The organism is Streptomyces sp. NPDC001933 (assembly GCF_042890955.1).
In the GTDB taxonomy this organism is placed as follows: domain Bacteria; phylum Actinomycetota; class Actinomycetes; order Streptomycetales; family Streptomycetaceae; genus Streptomyces.
On sequence record NZ_JBIASS010000029.1, the window covers coordinates 1 to 18,063 of the forward strand.

Below are 18,063 nucleotides of genomic sequence, written 5' to 3' on the forward strand. Positions count from 1 at the left end.
GACTCTATCAGACTCTTTCGTGTCCGATTCCCGGTCGAAGCGGGATCCTGCTTTTCGCTTTCCAGTTCTTCGCTTTCGCGTTTCCCTTTCCGGCGGTTCCAACCTTACCAGACTCTTTTCGTTCCGTTTCCGGTCCGAATTTGAATTCCGGTGGCCTTGGAGGGGCCTTGCCTTTCGGCGTGTCCACTACATTAGCCGGTTTCCTTGGCGACTCATAATCGAGCCGAAAGGGATTGAATTACGGCATGCCGAATTCGCACCCGCCAGGGTGATTCGTAGGTAGTGGTTGGCCGCTTCGAGATGCTCGGATGGGGTCCGATGGACCTCATCGACAGCAGTGCCCGTCTCAAGCGGCTCGGACTACATTAGGCATCCCTCAAGGGCGAGTCAAGTTGCGCGGCGACGTGGCACATGGGCCCGGTAGGGGCTCACCGTGGGGTCCCCGTCGATCCAGAAGCGCCAGGGATGTGCGGCGCCGTCGCCGCCCACTCCGGTGCGGGGACCATTGCGTACCTGGTCACGTGGGGGTGGGGTGCCGTGCAGTACGGACAGCGAGGCCCCGGGGTGGGCGATGGCGTCGGTGCCGTTCAGTGTTCGGTCGACGTCGAGGGCGGTGGCCAGGCGGGCCGGGCCTTTGGCCAGTTCCTTGTCGTTGCGGGCCGAGTTTCGACGTTCACGGGTGAGTTCGGCGCCGACCTGGATGTCGCCGGCGCGGAGCAGGACCCCGCTCGCCCTGCCCTCGGGGCCGCACACCAGGTTGAGGCAGTGCCACATGCCGTAGGTGAAGTAGACGTACGCGTGGCCGGGCGGTCCGAACATGACGCTGTTGCGTGCGGTGCGGCCTCTGAAGGCGTGCGATCCCGGGTCGATCTCACCGGCGTACGCCTCCACCTCGGTCAGGCGCAGCTCGATGGGTCCGTCCGGTGTGGCCCGCACCAGGATCCGGCCCAGGAGGTCGGGTGCCACATCCAGCACGGGGCGGTCGAAGAAGTCGCGCGTCAGCGGCGTACGGTCCAAGCCCACGATCATGGCGGTCGAGGGTACCGGGAACCGAATACGGTCGTGGCACGTATGTAGAGGTCAAGACCAAGGAGGAGTAAATATGGGCTTCAAGCGGCTGCTCGCGAGCCTGGGTGCCGGTGGCGCTTCGGTGGAGACCGAGCTTTCCGAGCTCAACGTCGTACCGGGCGGCGTCGTCCAGGGCGAGGTGCGGATCCAGGGCGGTTCCGTGGATCAGCAGATCGAGGGACTCTCCGTGGGTCTGCAGGCCCGGGTCGAGGTCGAGGGCCAGGACACGGAGACCAAGCAGGACATCGAGTTCACCAAGCTGCGGCTCGGTGGCGCGTTCGAGGTGCGGGCCGGTGCCGTGCACGTCGTACCCTTCGGGCTCGAAATTCCGTGGGAGACGCCGATAACGATGTTCGCCGGTCAGCACCTGCACGGCATGAACATCGGCGTGACCACGGAGCTGGAGATCGCGCGGGCGCTGGACTCGGGCGACCTGGACCCGGTCAATGTGCACCCGCTGCCGGCCCAGCAGGCCATTCTCGACGCCTTCGGACAGCTCGGCTTCGGCTTCCGCAGCGCGGACATGGAGCGCGGTCACATTCGCGGTACGCGCCAGCGGCTGCCGTTCTACCAGGAGATCGAGTTCGTCCCGCCGCAACAGTACCGCGGGCTGAACCAGGTGGAGCTGACGTTCGTCGCCGACGACCGTGAGATGGATGTCGTCCTGGAGATGGACAAGAAGCCGGGGCTCTTCAGCGAGGGCAGCGACTCGTACCGCTCCTTCAAGGTCGGGCTGAACGACTTCCAGGGGACCGACTGGGCGGCGTACCTCAATCAGTGGCTGGCGCAGGTCGGCGGTCAGCGCAACTGGCTCTAGGGTCGGTGGGAGATCCACTGACAGCAGAAATGCGACCAGGAGAGGTGCTGACGTGACCGAGCCGAAGAGGGCGCCGCTGCCGCACGACTTCCATCCGGAGGTGCCGTCGTTCACGGTGGTGAGCGAGGATCTCGCCCCCGGCGCCGTGCTGGCGGACGCTCAGGTGTTCGCGGCCGGGAACACCTCGCCGCAGCTGCGGTGGGAGTCGTTCCCGGCGCAGACCAAGAGTTTCGCCGTGACCTGCTTCGACCCCGATGCTCCTACCGGCAGCGGGTTCTGGCACTGGGTGGTCTTCGACATCCCGGCGTCGGTCACGGAGCTGCCGGCCGGTGCGGGCAGCGGGAAGTTCGAGGGGCTGCCCGCCGGTGCCGTGCAGGTCCGCAACGACTACGGCTCGAAGGAGTTCGGCGGTGCCGCGCCGCCGGCCGGCGAGAACCACCGCTACGTGTTCACGGTGTACGCGGTGGACACCGAGAAGCTGGGTGTCGACAGCGATGCGTCGCCCGCGGTCGTCGGGTTCAATCTTCGGTTCCACACGCTGGGCCGTGCTCAGCTGATCGGTGAGTACACCGGCCCCGCCTAGTACTGGCCTGGTACTGGGTGAACCCGGAGTTCCCCTGCTGTTTGCCCTGCCCTGGTCCTGGAGAGATCAGGGCAGGGCATTTTTATTGCGTTGTCCATCACGGCCCGCCCGGACAGAGTTGATCCGGGCCTGCCAGGGGGCGGGCGGCACACGGGAGGTGGGCGAGATGCGGGACACTCTGGTACTGAACGCGAGCTTCGAGCCGCTGTCGACAGTGACGCTGAATCGTGCGGTGGTGCTGATTCTGCAGGACAAGGCCGTGGTCGAGCAGTCGCATCCCGATCTCCGCATGCGTGGCGCCGCCGTGGACATTCCGGTGCCCCGGGTGATCAGGCTCTGCCGGTACGTACGGGTGCCGTTCCGAAGACATGCCCCGTGGTCCCGGAGGGGTGTGCTGATACGGGACCAGCACCGGTGCGCGTACTGCGGGCGGCGGGCGAGCACCGTCGACCACGTCGTACCGCGCGCCCAGGGCGGTCAGGACACCTGGCTGAACACGGTGGCGTCCTGCGCCGAGGACAATCACCGAAAGGCGGCCCGGACGCCGGAGCAGGCGGGGATGCCGCTGCTGCGTCAGCCGTTCGTACCGTCTCCGGCGCAGGCGATGCTGCTGGCGCTGGGCGCCGGTGAGCGGTCGGAGCTGCCGGAGTGGCTGGACCGCGCCGCGGCGTAATCGGCGTACGCATTTCGTCGTGGTGGAAGCCCGTCTCCGGGGGAGGCGGGCTTCTGTATGTCAGCGGAGCAGCAGCTGGACGATGGCGACCGTGCCGACCGCGACGATGAGGACGCGCAGGACGGTGGGGCTGAGGCGGCGGCCAATTTTGGCGCCGATCTGGCCGCCCAGCGCGGAGCCGACCGCGATCAGTACGACGGCCGTCCAGTCGAAGTCGGCGACGAACAGGAAGAAGAGCGCGGCGATGCTGTTGACGACGGCCGCCAGGACGTTCTTGACGGCGTTGAGGCGCTGCATGGTGTCGTCGAGCAGCATGCCCATCAGGGAGAGGTAGATGATCCCCTGGGCGGCGGTGAAGTAGCCGCCGTAGACGCTGGCGAGCATCAGCCCGGCGAACAGGAGCGGTCCGCCGTCGGGGTGGGCGGGGGTGCCGCTGTGCTCGCGCCGGCGCTGGACCGCTTTGCTGATGCGTGGTTGCAGGATGACCAGGACGAGAGCCAGGGCCACCAGGATCGGCACGATGGTCTCGAAGGCCGTGGAGGGCAGGGCCAGCAGCAGGGTGGCGCCGGTGAGACCGCCGATGAGGGCACCGACGGCGAGCTTGAGAACGCGGCGGCCCTGTCCTTTGAGCTCCTCGCGGTAGCCGATGGCGCCGCTGACGGAACCGGGGATCAGGCCGAGGGCGTTGGAGACGGTCGCCGTGACCGGGGGAAGACCGGTGGCGAGCAGCACGGGGAAGGTGATCAGCGTTCCCGAGCCGACGATCGTGTTGATCGTGCCGGCGCTGATGCCCGCGGCGAAGACGGCGAGCATCTCCCAGATGTTCATTGCGGATCCCCCGTGCGTGATCGGTGCTTGGTGCACTGATCATGCACGGGGCGTGTACGCGTCAATCGACCGGGGGCTGTTCCCGGCGCTCCTTGCCCGTGTCGAACCCGGGGGCGCCGTTGCCGAGGTTGCCGAAGGCGCCGCTGAGACCCTTGAGGGCGTCGCCGATCTCGCTGGGCACGATCCAGAGCTTGTTGGCGTCGCCCTCGGCGATCTTCGGGAGCATCTGGAGGTACTGGTACGAGAGGAGCTTCTGGTCCGGGTCGCCGGCGTGGATCGACTCGAAGACCGTACGGATCGCCTGGGCCTCGCCCTCGGCGCGCAGGGCCGATGCCTTGGCCTCACCCTCGGCGCGCAGGATCGCGGACTGCTTCTCGCCCTCCGCGGTGAGGATCGCGGACTGGCGCGTTCCTTCGGCCTGGAGGATCGCGGCGCGCTTGTCACGGTCGGCGCGCATCTGCTTCTCCATCGAGTCCTGGATGGAGGTGGGCGGTTCGATCGCCTTGAGCTCGACGCGGTTGACGCGGATGCCCCACTTGCCGGTGGCCTCGTCGAGGACGCCGCGCAGGGCCGCGTTGATCTCCTCGCGGGAGGTCAGGGTCCGCTCCAGGTCCATGCCGCCGATGATGTTGCGGAGGGTGGTGACGGTGAGCTGCTCGATCGCCTGGATGTAGCTGGCGACTTCGTAGGTCGCGGCCCGCGCGTCGGTCACCTGGTAGTAGATGACGGTGTCGATGTTGACGACCAGGTTGTCCTGGGTGATCACCGGCTGGGGCGGGAAAGGCACGACCTGTTCACGGAGGTCGATGCGGTTGCGGATGGAGTCGATGAATGGAACGACGATGTTCAGGCCTGCGTTGAGCGTGCGGGTGTAGCGGCCGAAGCGCTCCACGATGGCGGCGCTGGCCTGCGGGATGACCTGGATCGTCTTGATCAGGGCGATGAAGACGAGCACCACCAGAATGATCAGAACGATGATGATCGGTTGCATCGTGTTCCTCGTTGCCCTTCGGTTGCCGACGGATCGCGATGATCGAGGTCGAGGTCGTGGGTGGGGCCGGAAGTCGTACCGGCCCCGATCTCATGATGATCGACTTCGAGTCTGACAGAACGCGCTCTGCATTGTGGGTGGTTCGGTCACATGACGACTGCCGTTGCTCCGTCGATGTCGACGACATCGACCTGTTGGCCGGGATCGAAGCTCTGGCCCTCGTCGAGTGCGCGGGCGGACCAGACCTCCCCGGCCAGTTTGATCCGGCCGCCGCTGCTGTCGACCCGTTCCAGTACGACGGCTTGACGGCCTTTCAGCGCATCGATGCCGGTGGCGAGTTGGGGCCGGTCGTCGCGGTGTCTGGCGGCGATGGGGCGGACCACGGCGATGAGCGCCACGGAGACCACGACGAACACCAGTACCTGGGCCACGATGCCGCCGCCGAGTGCCGCGACGACTGCCGCTGCGACCGCTCCGACGGCGAACATGCCGAACTCGGGCATCGCGGTCATGACGAGGGGGATGCCCAGTCCCACCGCGCCGATCAGCCACCACACCCACGCGTCGATGTCCACGTGGTCATGGTAGAACCGCGAACGCCCTCGCGGACAGGGCGCAAGCAGGCCGCTCGGCCCGTTGGGCCCTTCGGGCCGGAAGTCGTCGTCGGCCGTGCCCGGGAGAGCGGCAGGCCGTACCTACGAGAGCGGCAGGCCGTGGGCCGTGTAGCGGTCACCGGTGCGCTCGACGATGAGCGGCAGGCCGAAGCAGAGGGAGAGGTTGCGGGAGCTGAGTTCGGTCTCCATGGGGCCCGCGGCGAGCACCTTGCCCTGGCGGATCATCAGTACGTGGGTGAAGCCGGGGGCGATCTCCTCGACATGGTGGGTGACCATGACCATGGAGGGGGCGTACGGGTCGCGGGCCAGTCGGCCCAGGCGGCGGACCAGGTCCTCGCGGCCGCCGAGGTCGAGTCCCGCCGCCGGCTCGTCGAGGAGCAGCAGTTCGGGGTCGGTCATCATGGCGCGGGCGATCAGGGTGCGCTTGCGCTCGCCCTCGGAGAGGGTGCCGAACTTCCGGTCGAGGTACTCGGTCATGCCGAGCCGGTCGAGGAAGGCGCGGGCGCGGTCCTCGTCGACGGCTTCGTAGTCCTCGTGCCAGGTGGCGGTCATGCCGTACGCGGCGGTGAGCACCGTCTGCAGCACGGTCTGGCGCCGGGGCAGCTTCTCGGCCATGGCGATGCCCGCGATGCCGATGCGGGGGCGGAGCTCGAAGACGTCGGTGCCGACGCCGCCGAGCTGCTCGCCGAGGACCTTGGCGGTGCCGGTGCTCGGGAAGAGGTAGCTGGAGGCGATGTTGAGCAGGGTGGTCTTGCCGGCGCCGTTGGGGCCGAGGATGACCCAGCGCTCCCCCTCCTTGACCGACCAGGAGACGTCGTCCACCAGAGCGCGTCCGTCGCGGACCACTGATACGTCCACCAGCTCCAGTACATCGCTCATGGCGCGTTGTCTCCCCATGCAGTGTCGAGATCGTCGGTACCTGTGGGCACAGCTCCCAGGGAAATCTACGCCACCGCGCGAGTGCTCCCGGCGCTGGGCCCGAGTGACGACGGGCCCCGGCCCGTTCCCCCGGACAGACCCTAGGGTGTTCCCATGCTTTCGGAACCACGCTCAGGGCTGTTGGCCGCTTGGGGAAACGCGCTTCTGGCGGGACTGGTGTCGCCGGACGAGGCAGCGCTCGCCATTGTCGGGGAGGACGCGGTGCACCGCGTGGAGGGGCTGCCGGGCGAGGCGGGGCCGGTCGGGCTCACGCTGGCGCTGGGGCGGTTGCGGGGTCTGGGGGTGACGGGTTTCAGGGTGGCGCTGCCGGCGCCCGGCCATCCGCTGGGGCTGAGCGGTCCGCCGGAGTTCAACGCGCGGGCGCTGGAGGCCGAGGAGGCGGTGGTGGCCTTCGGCGCGCCGTACGGGCTGGTTCCCGAGGTGCGCGAGGTGGGGCCGGCCGGGGATCTGCACATCGAGGTGGTGTGGCGTTGTCTGCCGGTACGGGAGGCGCCGCCGGCCGATGTGCCGTCGCTGGGAGAGGCGGAGCGGGAGCTCGCCGAGGCGTTGCGGGACGCGACGGCGGTGCTGTCGCGGCTGGACGTGGCCGGTTCGGGGCCGGTGGCCGAGGCGGCGGTGGACGCGTACCGGGCGCGGGCGGAGCGGGGCCGCGAGGTGCTGGCTCCGGGGTATCCGCCGCGGGCGGTGCGGGTGCTGGAGCTGGCGCAGCGGGTGGGGCTGCTGATCTCGGTGGCGTACGAGAACGGGCACGGCGGCGCGGTGAGCGCTTCGGAGATCGCGGCCCGGGGTGAGGCGCTGCGGCCGGTGGAGCGGGTGGCCCGGCGGGCGCAGGTCGCCGCGTACAACGCGTATGTGGAGGAGCGCGAGCGGGGGCGGTAGGGCCTGGCGGGGCGGATCGGGGCCGGACACGGCCCCGGCCTCGGCCGGCGGATGGCGCGGGTGTCGCCGGACGGGCTCGGTCTGCCCGTCCGGCGAGATGCGACTGTGGAGCCGGTCAGCCGGACACGGGACCGGTCGGCCGTGGAGCCGGTCAGCCGGCCATGGGGTCGGTCAGCCGTTCAGGCCGAGGTTGCCGAAGGCCGGGTTGAGCAGGCCGACCACGTTGATCGTGTTGCCGACCACGTTCACCGGGACGTCCACCGGGACCTGGACGACGTTGCCGCTGACCACGCCCGGGGAGTGGGCCGCGACACCGTCGGCACCCGCGCCGTGTCCGGTGGCGGAGGCAGCGCCCGCGCCGGCGGCGATGATTCCACCGGCGATCATGGTGATGGCAGCGGCCTTCTTCAGGTTCTTCACTTCAGGATCCTCCTAGGTGGCTGCGGCCAGCCGCCGCAGCACCCTGGAGAACGCCTCGGAGCCGAGCAGGTTGCGCCGTCCGGGTGACATACACCCGACAGTATGAATCTCAGCCCGGAGCTGGAGGGTCCGTTTCATCACCGGCACGCTTCGTCACCGGCACGCTTCCTCGTCGGTCAGCCCGCCGCCCCGTGCCGGACGGCCCACAGCGCGGCCTGGGTCCGGTCCGAGAGGTCCAGTTTCATCAGGATGTTCGAGACGTGTGTCTTGACGGTCTTCTCGGAGAGGACCAGCGCTCGGGCGATCTCGCGGTTGGAGCGGCCGTCGGCGATCAGGCCCAGCACCTCCCGCTCCCGCTCGGTGAGCGTGCTCCCCCGGCCCGTACCGCTGCCCGAGTCCTCCTGGGCGAGCAGGGCCCCCGCGACCTCCGGCTGGAGCAGGACGTGGCCCGCGTGCACCGAGCGGATCGCACCGGCCAGGGCGTCCGGGTCGACGTCCTTGTACACATAACCGGAGGCTCCGGCGCGCAGGGCGGGGACCACGGTGCGCTGCTCGGTGAAGCTGGTGACGATGAGGACCTTGGCCGGGTTCTCCAGCTCGCGCAGCTTGCGCAGCGCCTCGATGCCGTCGGTGCCGGGCATCTTGATGTCCATCAGGACCACATCGGGGCGGAGCTCCTCGGTCCTGGCCACCCCCTCGGCACCGTCGGCCGCCTCGCCGACCACCTCTATGTCGTCCTGGATCTCCAGGAACGTACGCAGACCACGGCGGACCACCTGGTGGTCGTCGACCAGCAGCACCCTGATGATCTTGTCAGCCACCGGGTACCTCCATCTCGATCGTGGTGCCCTTGCCGGGCGCCGATTCAACGGTGAGCCTTCCGCCGACGCCGTTCGCGCGGTCCCGCATCGACACCAGGCCCAGATGCCGGCCCGCCTGCCGGATCGCCGTGGGTTCGAAGCCGCCGCCGTCGTCGGTGATCCGCAGCAGCGTGCCGCTGTCGTGCCGGGCCAGTGTGACGCCGACGTGCTCCGCCCCGGAGTGGCGCAGCGCGTTGTGCAGGGCCTCCTGGGAGACCCTCAGCAGCGCCTCCTCCTGGGCGGCGGGCAGGGCCCGTATGCCCAGGCTCTCGAAGGTGACCCTGGCCGTGTGGGCCCGGTCCAGGACCTGGATCTGGGTACGGAGGGTGGCGACGAGACCGTCCTCGTCGAGCGCGGCGGGGCGCAGCTCGACGACGGCGGCGCGCAGCTCGTCCACTGCCTCCGCGGCCAGTGCGGCGACCTGCTGGAGCTCGCCCTTGGCGCGGGCCGGGTCGCGGTCCACCAGGGCGGTGGCCGCCTGGGCCGTCAGCCGCAGCGAGAACAGCTTCTGGCTCACCGCGTCGTGCAGCTCGTGGGCGAGCCGGGAGCGCTCCTCGGCGATGGTGAGCTCGCGGCTGCGTTCGTAGAGCCGGGCGTTGGTGAGGGCTATCGCCGCGTGCTGGGCGAGTATGGCCAGCAGTTCCTCGTCCTCGGCGGTGAAACCGCAGCTGCCCTCGGGTTTGGGGCAGCGCTTGTTGGCGAGGAAGAGTGCGCCGATGATCTCCTCTCCGTCCCTGATCGGCAGGCCCAGGAAGTCGGACATGTCGGGGTGGGCGTCGGGCCAGCCCTCGAAGCGGGGGTCCTTGCGGACATCGGCGAGGCGCTCGGGCTTCGCCTCATGAAGCATCGAGGCGAGGATGCCGTGCTGTCTGGGCAGCGGGCCGATGGCCTTCCACTGCTCGTCACTGACTCCGTCGACGACGAACTGGGCGAAGCCGCCGTGGTCGTCGGGGACGCCCAGGGCCGCGTACTCGGCGTCCAGCAGCTCGCGGGCCGAGGCGACGATCGTCTTCAGGACGTCGCGCACTTCGAGATGCCGGCTCATGGCGAGCAGCGCGGCGCTCACGGCGGCGAGACCCGACGGTGGGCGATGGCTCATGGCTTCACCGTACCGGCGGGATTCGAACGCCGTATCGGCCTGTGGACGGCCGCGGATTAGTGCGCTGGGACTAGGTCCTTCCACCCATGCGTGAGGGGCGGCCCCGTATACGTGAGGGGCGGCCCCGTATGGAGGAGCGGCGCGTACGCGGGAGCAGTACGTACGCGGGTGCGGCCCGTGCTGCGGCCCTTACATGGGGCTGACGGCCGTGCCGGACACCCACCCAGATACGGAATCTCACACTCCGAATTGCTGAAGCAACGCTTGGTGAGGTTGTTGCACGTCCGATGTGAGGCCGCACATAGGACCCACATCACTTACGAAGCCTGCTAGTGGGCACGTAAGCGCCGCATCAGTGGTTATGAGCGCGGCCCGACGCGTTCGGGCGGAGCCCCGGCCGACTACCCGGGTTCGTACGTCACACCTTTGCCACCAGATTTTGCTGGCGCTAAGAATTGCTCTCGTCCCCGACGGAGATGCGAGACCGCTTCCCGTCTTCGTCCTCCGTGAGGACTCCCGCGATTCGAAGAGGTATGTCTGTATGTCCGTGTCCAGCATCCCCGGCCGTCGTCGTCGACTGAACAAGACCCAGAAGCTCTCCGTCGCGGGCATCTCCGCCATGGCCGTCGCCGCGCTCTCGTTCTCGCTCGTCCCCGCCAACGCCGACCCCAAGCCCGAGGCCGAGACCCCCGTGTCCGCCGAGCCAGTGGCCTTCGCGTCGGTCGCCGGTACTCCGCAGGCCAAGACCGTGCAGGCCAGCATCATCGAGCAGCACTCCACCGCCGAGCAGCTGGTGAAGGCCGCAGACCTCGCCAAGGCCAAGAAGGCCGCCGCCGCGAAGGCGAAGGCCGCCGAGGCCGCCAAGATCAAGGCCCGGGCCGAGGCAAAGGCGAAGGCCGAGGCCGCCGCCAAGGTGAAGGCGAAGGCCGTCGCCGCCGAGCGCACGCAGACGCAGGCCGCCAGCCGATCCGAGGCCCGCACCCCGGTGTACGCCAACAACCTGGACGGCTGGATCAGGGAGTCCCTGGACATCATGCGGGCCCACGGCATCCCCGGCTCGTACGACGGTCTGCACCGCAACATCATGCGCGAGTCGACCGGCAACCCGAACGCGATCAACGGCTGGGACATCAACGCCCAGAACGGCACCCCGTCCTGCGGCCTGCTCCAGGTCATCCGGCCGACGTTCAACGCGTACCACGTCCCGGGCACCTCGTGGAACATCTACGACCCGGTCGCCAACATCACGGCCGCGGCCAACTACGCGGCCGACAAGTACGGCTCGATGGACAACGTCAACAGCGCGTACTGACCGGCGCCGCGCATCGCCGGACAGCATCCGCACACGCCGAAGGGCGGCACCCCGCGCGGGGTGCCGCCCTTCGGCGTCCGGTACCGGGGTCCGCGCTACTTGCGCATGACCTCGGGCTCGTGGCGGCGCAGCAGTCGCGCGACCACGACACCGCAGACGATGCCGAGCAGCAGGAGCACCGAGATGTTGATCCCCCACTGGGAGGCCGAGTGCTCCCACAGCGGGTCGAGATCGGTCGGGTTCTTCGGGTCCCACGGCGCCATGAGGTGCGAGAGGTCGAGCGTCGTGCCCGCGCCGGCGATGGCCCAGCGGGACGGCATCAGCCAGGCGAACTGCTCCAGGCCGGGCGAGCCGAACACCTGGAAGAGGATGCCGGTGAAGACGACCTGGACGATCGCGAACATGACCAGCAGCGGCATGGTCTTCTCGGCGGTCTTCACCAGCGAGGAGATCACCAGGCCGAACATCATCGAGGTGAAGCCGAGGACGATGATCGTCAGGCAGAGCTCGACGGCCGGCGGCATGATCAGGCCCTCTTCGGGCAGCTCGCGGGTGGCGAAGCCGATGCCGCAGATGATGACGCCCTGGAAGGCGGTGATCACGCCGAGGACGATCACCTTGGACATCAGATAGGCGGAGCGGGACAGGCCGGTGGCCCGTTCCCGTTCGTAGATGACGCGTTCCTTGATCAGTTCTCGTACGGAGTTGGCCGCACCGGAGAAGCACATGCCGACCGCGAGGATCAGCATGATCGTTCCGGCGGCTCCGTTGAACCGGGACGGCGGCTTCGGCGGGGCCAGGCCGAAGTCGGCCGGGATGACCACGCTGACGACGCCGAGCACGGCGGGCAGGATCACCATCAGGCCCATGAAGCCCTTGTCGGACGCGATCACCGAGACGTAGCGGCGCATCAGCGTCCACAGCTGGGCCGACCAGCTCTGCGGCTTCGGCGGGCGCATCTGCTGCGGGGGCGGCATGTGTACGGACTGTGCGGCGACGGCGTCGATGTCCGCGGCGTACATCTGGTAGTGCTGCGATCCGCGCCAGCGGCCCGCCCAGTCGTAGTCGCGGTAGTTCTCGAACGCGGAGAAGACGTCGGCCCAGGTGGTGTAGCCGAAGAAGTTGAGCGCCTCCTCCGGCGGGCCGAAGTAGGCGACGGAGCCGCCCGGCGCCATGACCAGCAGCTTGTCGCAGATCGCCAGCTCGGCGACGGAGTGCGTGACGACCAGGACGGTACGGCCGTCGTCGGCCAGTCCGCGCAGCAGCTGCATGACGTCGCGGTCCATGCCCGGGTCGAGGCCGGAGGTCGGCTCGTCCAGGAAGATCAGCGACGGCTTGGTGAGCAGCTCCAGGGCGACGGAGACGCGCTTGCGCTGACCGCCGGAGAGCGAGGTGACCTTCTTGTCCTTGTGGATGTCGAGCTTGAGCTCGGCGAGGACTTCGAGGATCCGGGCCTGGCGCTCGGCCTCGCTGGTGTCCGCGGGGAAGCGGAGCTTGGCCGCGTACTTGAGCGCCTTGGTGACGGTGAGTTCCTTGTGCAGGATGTCGTCCTGCGGGACCAGACCGATGCGCTGGCGCAGCTCGGCGAACTGCTTGTACAGGTTCCGGTTGTCGTAGAGGACGTCGCCCTGGTTGGCGGGCCGGTAACCGGTGAGCGCCTTGAGCAGGGTGGACTTCCCGGATCCGGACGGGCCGATGACCGCGACGAGCGACTTCTCCGGGACACCGAAGGAGACGTCCTTGAGGATCTGCTTCCCGCCGTCGACCGTCACCGTGAGGTGACGGGCGGAGAAGGAGACCTCACCGGTGTCGACGAACTCTTCGAGCCGGTCGCCGACCAGGCGGAAGGTCGAGTGACCGACGCCGACGATGTCGTTGGGGCCGATGAGCGCGGAGCCGGACTTGGAGAGCGGCTGACCGTTGACGTACGTGCCGTTGTGGGATCCGAGGTCACGGATCTCGAAGCGGCCGTCGGGGGTCGCGTGGAATTCGGCGTGGTGGCGCGAGACCTGGAGGTCGGAGACGACCAGTTCGTTCTCCAGCGCACGACCGATGCGCATGACGCGGCCGAGGGCCAGCTGGTGGAACGTGGTCGGGCTGCGGTCTCCGTACACCGGCGGAGCCCCCGCGGCTCCGCCCGCGCCGGGCGTCTTCGCCATGCCCTGCTGCTGCGGGACGTGGGGTTGTACGGGCTGCTGCGGCGGCACTCCCTGGGGGGCCTGCTGCGGCCAGCCCTGCTGGGGCTGCTGTGCCTGCTGCGGCTGGGCAGGTGCCTGCTGGCCGGGCCAGCCGGCACCTCCGTGCTGGGGCTGCTGGACCGGTGCCTGCTGGGCACCCGCGCCCTGCCCGCTGTACACATCGGCACCAGCCGCGGCGGTGAGGCTCAGCCGCGGGCCGTCAGTGGCATTGCCCAGGTGCACGACGGATCCGGGACCGATCTCCAGCTGCTGGACCCGGCTGCCCTGCGCATAGGTGCCGTTGGTGCTGCCGTGATCCTCGATGAACCAACTCCGGCCACCCCAGCTGATCGTGGCGTGCCGCCACGACACTCTGGCGTCGTCGATCGTCAGGTCGCCCTGCGGGTCGCGCCCGAGGGTGTACGACCTGGACGGATCGAGCGTCCAGGTCCTGCCATTCAATTCCAGTACGAGTTCCGGCACTCCGCGCCCCACTAGTTGTCCCCCGAGTCGCCCCCGTCGCAGGGGGCCTAGGGATGCTGAACATCGTGAGGAACTATTCCAGGAGCAGTCCCCGATACGAAAGTCGGGCGGGGCGAAGACGCTGCCGAGACCTGCATCGTTACGGTGCCGACACGAACAGGGGGCGGCGGCTCGCGGCCAAAGGGAGCAGGGCGCGGCAAGCGACCCGAGTACGTACGAATCATCGGTGACCGGGGCATCCCGGTCGCCCCTGCCCGCCGCGTCCCGACCGCCCCCCCGAGTCCGCCGTATCCCCTCCGCGACCACTGGCTGAATCCGGACGCGCGCGGTCCGTCACCGCGGGCGTGCGCCGGGCGGGGTACGGGTCCGACGCGCTGTCCGGTCCTCGGGACGGGCGCCCTGAGCCCCGGCGCGGACCGATACGGTGGAAGCACCATGAGCGCATCTCAGCCACCTCGGTCCTCCTCGTCTCCTGAGCCCCCTGAGTCCCCCGGGTCCCGTAGTGAGCCCCCCGAGTCCCCTCGGGGCGCCGACACCCCCACCCTTCTCGTGAAGATCTTCGGGAAGGACCGCCCGGGTATCACCGCCGGGCTCTTCGACACCCTCGCCGCCTACTCGGTCGATGTCGTCGACATCGAGCAGGTCGTCACCCGTGGCCGCATCGTCCTGTGCGTACTGGTCACCGCCCCGACCGCGGGCGGCACCACCGAGGGCGACCTGCGGGCGACCGTGCACAGCTGGGCCGAATCGCTGAAGCTCCAGGCCGAGATTATCTCCGGTACCGGTGACAACCGGCCGCGTGGCCACGGGCGTTCCCATGTGACGGTGCTCGGACACCCGCTGACCGCGGAGTCGACCGCCGCCATAGCGGCCACGATCACTTCCACCGGCGGCAACATCGACCGTATCTTCCGGCTCGCGAAATACCCGGTCACGGCGGTCGAGTTCGCGGTGTCCGGCGCCGCGACCGAGGAGCTGCGGACCGCGCTGGCGACGGAGTCCGCCGGCATCGGTGTCGATGTCGCGGTGGTGTCGGCCGGGCTGAGCCGCCGGGCGCAGCGGCTGGTCGTCATGGACGTCGACTCGACGCTCATCCAGGACGAGGTCATCGAGCTCTTCGCCGCCCACGCGGGCTGCGAGGACAAGGTCGCCGAGGTGACCGAGCAGGCGATGCGCGGTGAGCTCGACTTCGAGCAGTCGCTGCACGCGCGGGTGGCGCTGCTGGCCGGGCTCGATGTGTCGGTGGTGGACAAGGTGCGTTCCGAGGTGCGGCTGACGCCTGGCGCGCGCACCCTGATCCGTACGCTGAAGCGGCTCGGCTACCAAGTCGGCGTGGTCTCGGGCGGATTCACCCAGGTCACCGACGATCTGAAGGAACGGCTCGGGCTCGACTTCGCCTCTGCCAACACCTTGGAAGTGGTCGACGGAAAGCTCACGGGACGGGTCGTCGGCGACATCGTCGACCGGGCCGGCAAGGCCCGGCTGCTGCGCAGTTTCGCCGAGCAGGCCGGGGTGCCGCTGGCGCAGACCGTCGCGATCGGTGACGGTGCGAACGACCTGGACATGCTGAACACCGCCGGGCTCGGGGTGGCCTTCAACGCCAAGCCGGTGGTCCGCGAGGCGGCGCACACCGCGGTGAACGTGCCGTTCCTGGACACCGTGCTGTATCTGCTCGGCATCACCCGCGAGGAGGTCGAGGCCGCCGACGGCCTCGTCGACTGACGCGTCCGCGGGTGCCTCCGGCACGGTCGGGGGTACGTCCGACGCGTCCGCGGGTGCGTACGGCACGGTCGCGCGAACGGAGCAGGGCCCCGGTGCTTTCCGCATCCGGGGCCCTGCTCCTTACCACGACGGGATCAGTCGTCGGTCAGTCGTTGTTCAGTCGTTGGGCGTCCAGTACTCGACCAGCTTGCCCACTCCGTGCTCCACGCCCTTCCAGGAGCCGGAGAACTCGACGACGGCGAAGGCAGCGGTGGGGAAGCCGCCGCGGGTCATCCGGGCCAGGGCGTCGCCCTCGGACGATTCCGAGAGGGCGTCGGCGATCGCGTGCATGCCGGGGTTGTGGCCGATGACCAGGAGGTTGTGCACGTCGTCGGGGGTCTCGTTGATCAGCGCGATGAGCTCGCCGAGGGACGCCTCGTACAGCCGGTCCTCGTACACGGTTTTGGGGCGCTGCGGCATCTCGTGGACGGCCAGCTTCCACGTCTCGCGCGTCCGGGCCGCGGTGGAGCAGAGGGCCAGATCGAGGACGATCCCGGAGTCGACGAGTCGGCGGCCCGCGACGGGGGCATCCTTGCGGCCGCGCTCCGCGAGCGGTCGCTCGTGGTCGGAGTCCTGCGACCATTCCGCCTTTGCATGCCTGAGAAGGACGATCCTGCGAGGTGTATCGACGCTCATACACCTCAGCTTCGCATGAAATGTGCCGCCCGGCGCAGGGTGTTGACGGGCTACCGCGGGGTGCGCGGGCGACGTCAGCCGGTCACCAGGGCCATGATTCGCGCGAGCAACCGGCTGATCGCCGGGTCGGCGGTCGCGGCGTGCGCCTCGCCGGACCCCATGATCAGCAGCAGCAGTGCGGCGAACGCGATCGCGGGCAGCGCGACGGCCCACCACGGCAGCCGGACCTCGACGCTGCCCGTGGCCGGGTGGATGGTCGGGGTGTGCGTTCGGGCCGGCATGTCCGCCTCCGTGGGTCTTCGGTACCGATACCGAAAACCTACGGATCCCGGGCCGCCGGACCCATCCGGCGACCCACCCACTTCACCCTGACCCTGGCCCCCTAGGGGATGGTGGTGCCAGCCCTACCATCGGGGGCCGGCGGCCGGGCCGCTCAGTGCGCGGCTCAGGCTCAGGGGGACGCGATCGAGGCGATCACTGCGACGATCACGGTGATCAGCAGCATCGCCCCGAGCACGGCGAGGAGCTTCTTCTGACCGTTCTGGGGATTCGGGTCGAGCACAGGAGACATGGAACCAGTCTCGCACTTCAGCATTCGTCCTCGATGGTCCGGTCCCGCCCGGCCAGGATTCCGATCGCCATCTGCGGCACCATGAGGCCCGCCATCAGCGCGATCGGCAGCTCCCAGCCGCCGCTGTGCTGGTAGAGCACACCGATCAGCAGCGGCCCCGGGATCGAGATCAGATACCCGACGGACTGCGCGAACGCGGACAGCCGGACCACTCCCGCACCGGTGCGCGACCGCATGCCGATCATGGTCAGGGCGAGCGGGAAGGAGCAGTTCGAGATACCCAGGAGCACCGCCCAGGCCCAGGCCCCGCCGGCCGGTGCGAGGTAGAGGCCCGCGTAGCCGATGAGGCCGCAGCTGCCGAGGAAGACGACGATCGCGCCCTGGTTCTTCATCCGGGTCGCGACCCCCGGGATGACGAAGGCGAGCGGCACGCCCATCGCCATGGTCACGGCGAGCAGCACACCCGCCGTACCGGCCGAGACCCCGGCGTCGCGGAAGATCTGCGGCATCCAGCCCATGGTGATGTACGCGGCGGTGGCCTGCAGCCCGAAGAAGCAGGCGAGGGCCCAGGCGGTACGGCTGCGGGTGATCTTCAGCGCGGGGGCGCCTTGCTGCTGGGCGGCCTGCTGCGCCGGGCCGCCGCGCCGGTCCCGTACCACCGTGATCCAGGGCAGGATCGCGACGGCAGAGAGCACGGCCCAGACGCCGAGCCCCAGCCGCCAGCTGCCGCCCATCGCGCTGGTCATGGGCACGGTCACCGCGGCGGCGAGCGAGGTGCCCAGGGCCAGGGCCATCGAGTAGAGCCCGGTCATGGAGCCCACCCGGTCCGGGAACCAGCGCTTGACGATCACCGGCATCAGGACGTTGCTGACGGCGATGCCCATGAGGGCGAGGGCGCTCGCGGCGAGGAAGCCGGCCGTACCGCCGACGAGCGGCCGTATGACCAGACCGGCGGTGATGGCGGTCATGCCGGCGCAGACCACCGCGCCCGGACCGAAGCGGCGGGCCAGGCGCGGCGCCATGATGCCGAAGATCGCGAAGCAGAGCGGCGGCACGGAGGTCAGGACACCGGCGACGCTGCCGCTCATGTGCAGCCCGTCGCGGACCTCTTCGAGGAGGGCGCCGAGGCTGGTGATGGCGGGGCGGAGGTTGAGCGCGGTGAGGACCAGCCCGACGACGACCAGCCGGAGGAGCCAGGGAGAGGCCCCGTCGGCGGCCGGTGCCGTCCGGGGGGCCTGCGGGGTCTGTGCGGCCGGGGTTTTCGTAGGGGCGTCCACCGTGGCGGCGGGGGTCAGGGTCCGGGTCTGGGGCCGGGTCTCGTCGTCGGGCATGAGGCCCATCATAGAATCATG

The 18,063-nt window shown here is 69.3% G+C and carries 19 protein-coding genes; 6 read left to right on the forward strand and 13 right to left on the reverse strand.

Annotated elements, in window-relative coordinates; all coding sequences use genetic code 11:
* Window positions 1–387: 387 nt before the first annotated feature.
* The gene (locus tag ACFYY7_RS39350; RefSeq protein WP_388669359.1) at window positions 388–1,029 is read right to left on the reverse strand and encodes a DNA-3-methyladenine glycosylase; all 642 of its coding nucleotides are present in this window, start codon (window positions 1,027–1,029) and stop codon (window positions 388–390) included.
* 73 nt (window positions 1,030–1,102) lie between these two features.
* Between ACFYY7_RS39350 and ACFYY7_RS39355 the strand changes: the two genes are divergently transcribed.
* The 3 genes from ACFYY7_RS39355 to ACFYY7_RS39365 all read left to right on the forward strand — a co-directional run bounded on the left by ACFYY7_RS39355 (window position 1,103) and on the right by ACFYY7_RS39365 (window position 3,141).
* The gene (locus tag ACFYY7_RS39355; protein WP_388669362.1) at window positions 1,103–1,885 is read left to right on the forward strand and encodes a sporulation protein; all 783 of its coding nucleotides are present in this window, start codon (window positions 1,103–1,105) and stop codon (window positions 1,883–1,885) included.
* A gap of 52 nt (window positions 1,886–1,937) precedes the next feature.
* A complete protein-coding gene (locus ACFYY7_RS39360; RefSeq protein WP_356080677.1) occupies window positions 1,938–2,468 on the forward strand; it encodes a YbhB/YbcL family Raf kinase inhibitor-like protein in 531 nt (176 codons plus the stop codon).
* Between the two features lie 166 nt (window positions 2,469–2,634).
* Window positions 2,635–3,141 (forward strand): HNH endonuclease, encoded by a 507-nt coding sequence (locus ACFYY7_RS39365; RefSeq protein WP_266421215.1) that lies wholly within the window; start codon window positions 2,635–2,637, stop codon window positions 3,139–3,141.
* 60 nt (window positions 3,142–3,201) lie between these two features.
* Here the strand turns inward: ACFYY7_RS39365 and ACFYY7_RS39370 are convergent, their stop codons facing one another.
* The 4 genes from ACFYY7_RS39370 to ACFYY7_RS39385 form a co-directional block, all read right to left on the reverse strand.
* Window positions 3,202–3,969: a sulfite exporter TauE/SafE family protein gene (locus ACFYY7_RS39370; protein WP_388669365.1), complete on the reverse strand. Its 768-nt coding sequence runs from the start codon at window positions 3,967–3,969 to the stop codon at window positions 3,202–3,204.
* 61 nt (window positions 3,970–4,030) lie between these two features.
* Window positions 4,031–4,960, reverse strand: coding sequence for an SPFH domain-containing protein (locus ACFYY7_RS39375; protein WP_093895790.1), 930 nt, complete (start codon window positions 4,958–4,960; stop codon window positions 4,031–4,033).
* A gap of 146 nt (window positions 4,961–5,106) precedes the next feature.
* Window positions 5,107–5,535, reverse strand: coding sequence for an NfeD family protein (locus ACFYY7_RS39380; protein WP_266736316.1), 429 nt, complete (start codon window positions 5,533–5,535; stop codon window positions 5,107–5,109).
* A gap of 120 nt (window positions 5,536–5,655) precedes the next feature.
* Window positions 5,656–6,453 carry an ABC transporter ATP-binding protein gene (locus tag ACFYY7_RS39385; RefSeq protein WP_388669369.1) on the reverse strand — a complete coding sequence of 266 codons (798 nt, stop codon included), beginning with the start codon at window positions 6,451–6,453 and terminating at the stop codon, window positions 5,656–5,658.
* 153 nt (window positions 6,454–6,606) lie between these two features.
* On the opposite strand from ACFYY7_RS39385, the gene ACFYY7_RS39390 reads away from it, so the two are divergent.
* Window positions 6,607–7,392 (forward strand): hypothetical protein, encoded by a 786-nt coding sequence (locus ACFYY7_RS39390; protein ID WP_376319267.1) that lies wholly within the window; start codon window positions 6,607–6,609, stop codon window positions 7,390–7,392.
* Window positions 7,393–7,563: 171 nt separating this feature from the next.
* On the opposite strand, the gene ACFYY7_RS39395 is transcribed toward ACFYY7_RS39390, so the two are convergent.
* The 3 genes from ACFYY7_RS39395 to ACFYY7_RS39405 all read right to left on the reverse strand — a co-directional run bounded on the left by ACFYY7_RS39395 (window position 7,564) and on the right by ACFYY7_RS39405 (window position 9,771).
* Window positions 7,564–7,812 carry a chaplin family protein gene (locus ACFYY7_RS39395; protein ID WP_388669373.1) on the reverse strand — a complete coding sequence of 83 codons (249 nt, stop codon included), beginning with the start codon at window positions 7,810–7,812 and terminating at the stop codon, window positions 7,564–7,566.
* A gap of 176 nt (window positions 7,813–7,988) precedes the next feature.
* Window positions 7,989–8,633, reverse strand: a complete 645-nt coding sequence (locus tag ACFYY7_RS39400; RefSeq protein ID WP_388669376.1) for a response regulator — start codon at window positions 8,631–8,633, stop codon at window positions 7,989–7,991.
* A complete protein-coding gene (locus tag ACFYY7_RS39405) occupies window positions 8,626–9,771 on the reverse strand; it encodes a GAF domain-containing sensor histidine kinase (RefSeq protein ID WP_388669379.1) in 1,146 nt (381 codons plus the stop codon). The genes ACFYY7_RS39400 and ACFYY7_RS39405 overlap by 8 nt, the downstream gene beginning before the upstream one ends.
* A 541-nt stretch (window positions 9,772–10,312) precedes the next feature.
* Here ACFYY7_RS39405 and ACFYY7_RS39410 point away from each other — a divergent pair.
* Window positions 10,313–11,083, forward strand: a complete 771-nt coding sequence (locus tag ACFYY7_RS39410) for a transglycosylase SLT domain-containing protein (protein WP_388669382.1) — start codon at window positions 10,313–10,315, stop codon at window positions 11,081–11,083.
* A gap of 95 nt (window positions 11,084–11,178) precedes the next feature.
* Here ACFYY7_RS39410 and ACFYY7_RS39415 read toward each other — a convergent pair whose 3' ends face one another.
* Window positions 11,179–13,755, reverse strand: a complete 2,577-nt coding sequence (locus tag ACFYY7_RS39415; RefSeq protein WP_388669385.1) for an FHA domain-containing protein — start codon at window positions 13,753–13,755, stop codon at window positions 11,179–11,181.
* A 423-nt stretch (window positions 13,756–14,178) separates the two neighbouring features.
* On the opposite strand from ACFYY7_RS39415, the gene serB reads away from it, so the two are divergent.
* Complete coding sequence (gene serB / locus ACFYY7_RS39420; RefSeq protein ID WP_382935733.1) at window positions 14,179–15,465, forward strand: phosphoserine phosphatase SerB; 1,287 nt, start codon at window positions 14,179–14,181, stop codon at window positions 15,463–15,465.
* A 156-nt stretch (window positions 15,466–15,621) separates the two neighbouring features.
* Here the strand turns inward: serB and ACFYY7_RS39425 are convergent, their stop codons facing one another.
* The 4 genes from ACFYY7_RS39425 to ACFYY7_RS39440 form a co-directional block, all read right to left on the reverse strand.
* On the reverse strand, window positions 15,622–16,140 hold the full coding sequence (locus ACFYY7_RS39425) for a SixA phosphatase family protein (RefSeq protein WP_388669388.1): 519 nt from the start codon (window positions 16,138–16,140) through the stop codon (window positions 15,622–15,624).
* Between the two features lie 74 nt (window positions 16,141–16,214).
* Entirely contained in the window at window positions 16,215–16,421 is a 207-nt protein-coding gene (locus ACFYY7_RS39430; protein ID WP_388669391.1) for a hypothetical protein, read from the reverse strand.
* A 170-nt stretch (window positions 16,422–16,591) separates the two neighbouring features.
* The gene (locus ACFYY7_RS39435; RefSeq protein WP_323185911.1) at window positions 16,592–16,702 is read right to left on the reverse strand and encodes an SGM_5486 family transporter-associated protein; all 111 of its coding nucleotides are present in this window, start codon (window positions 16,700–16,702) and stop codon (window positions 16,592–16,594) included.
* Window positions 16,703–16,728: 26 nt separating this feature from the next.
* Entirely contained in the window at window positions 16,729–18,042 is a 1,314-nt protein-coding gene (locus tag ACFYY7_RS39440) for a CynX/NimT family MFS transporter (protein ID WP_388669394.1), read from the reverse strand.
* Window positions 18,043–18,063: the final 21 nt, after the last annotated feature.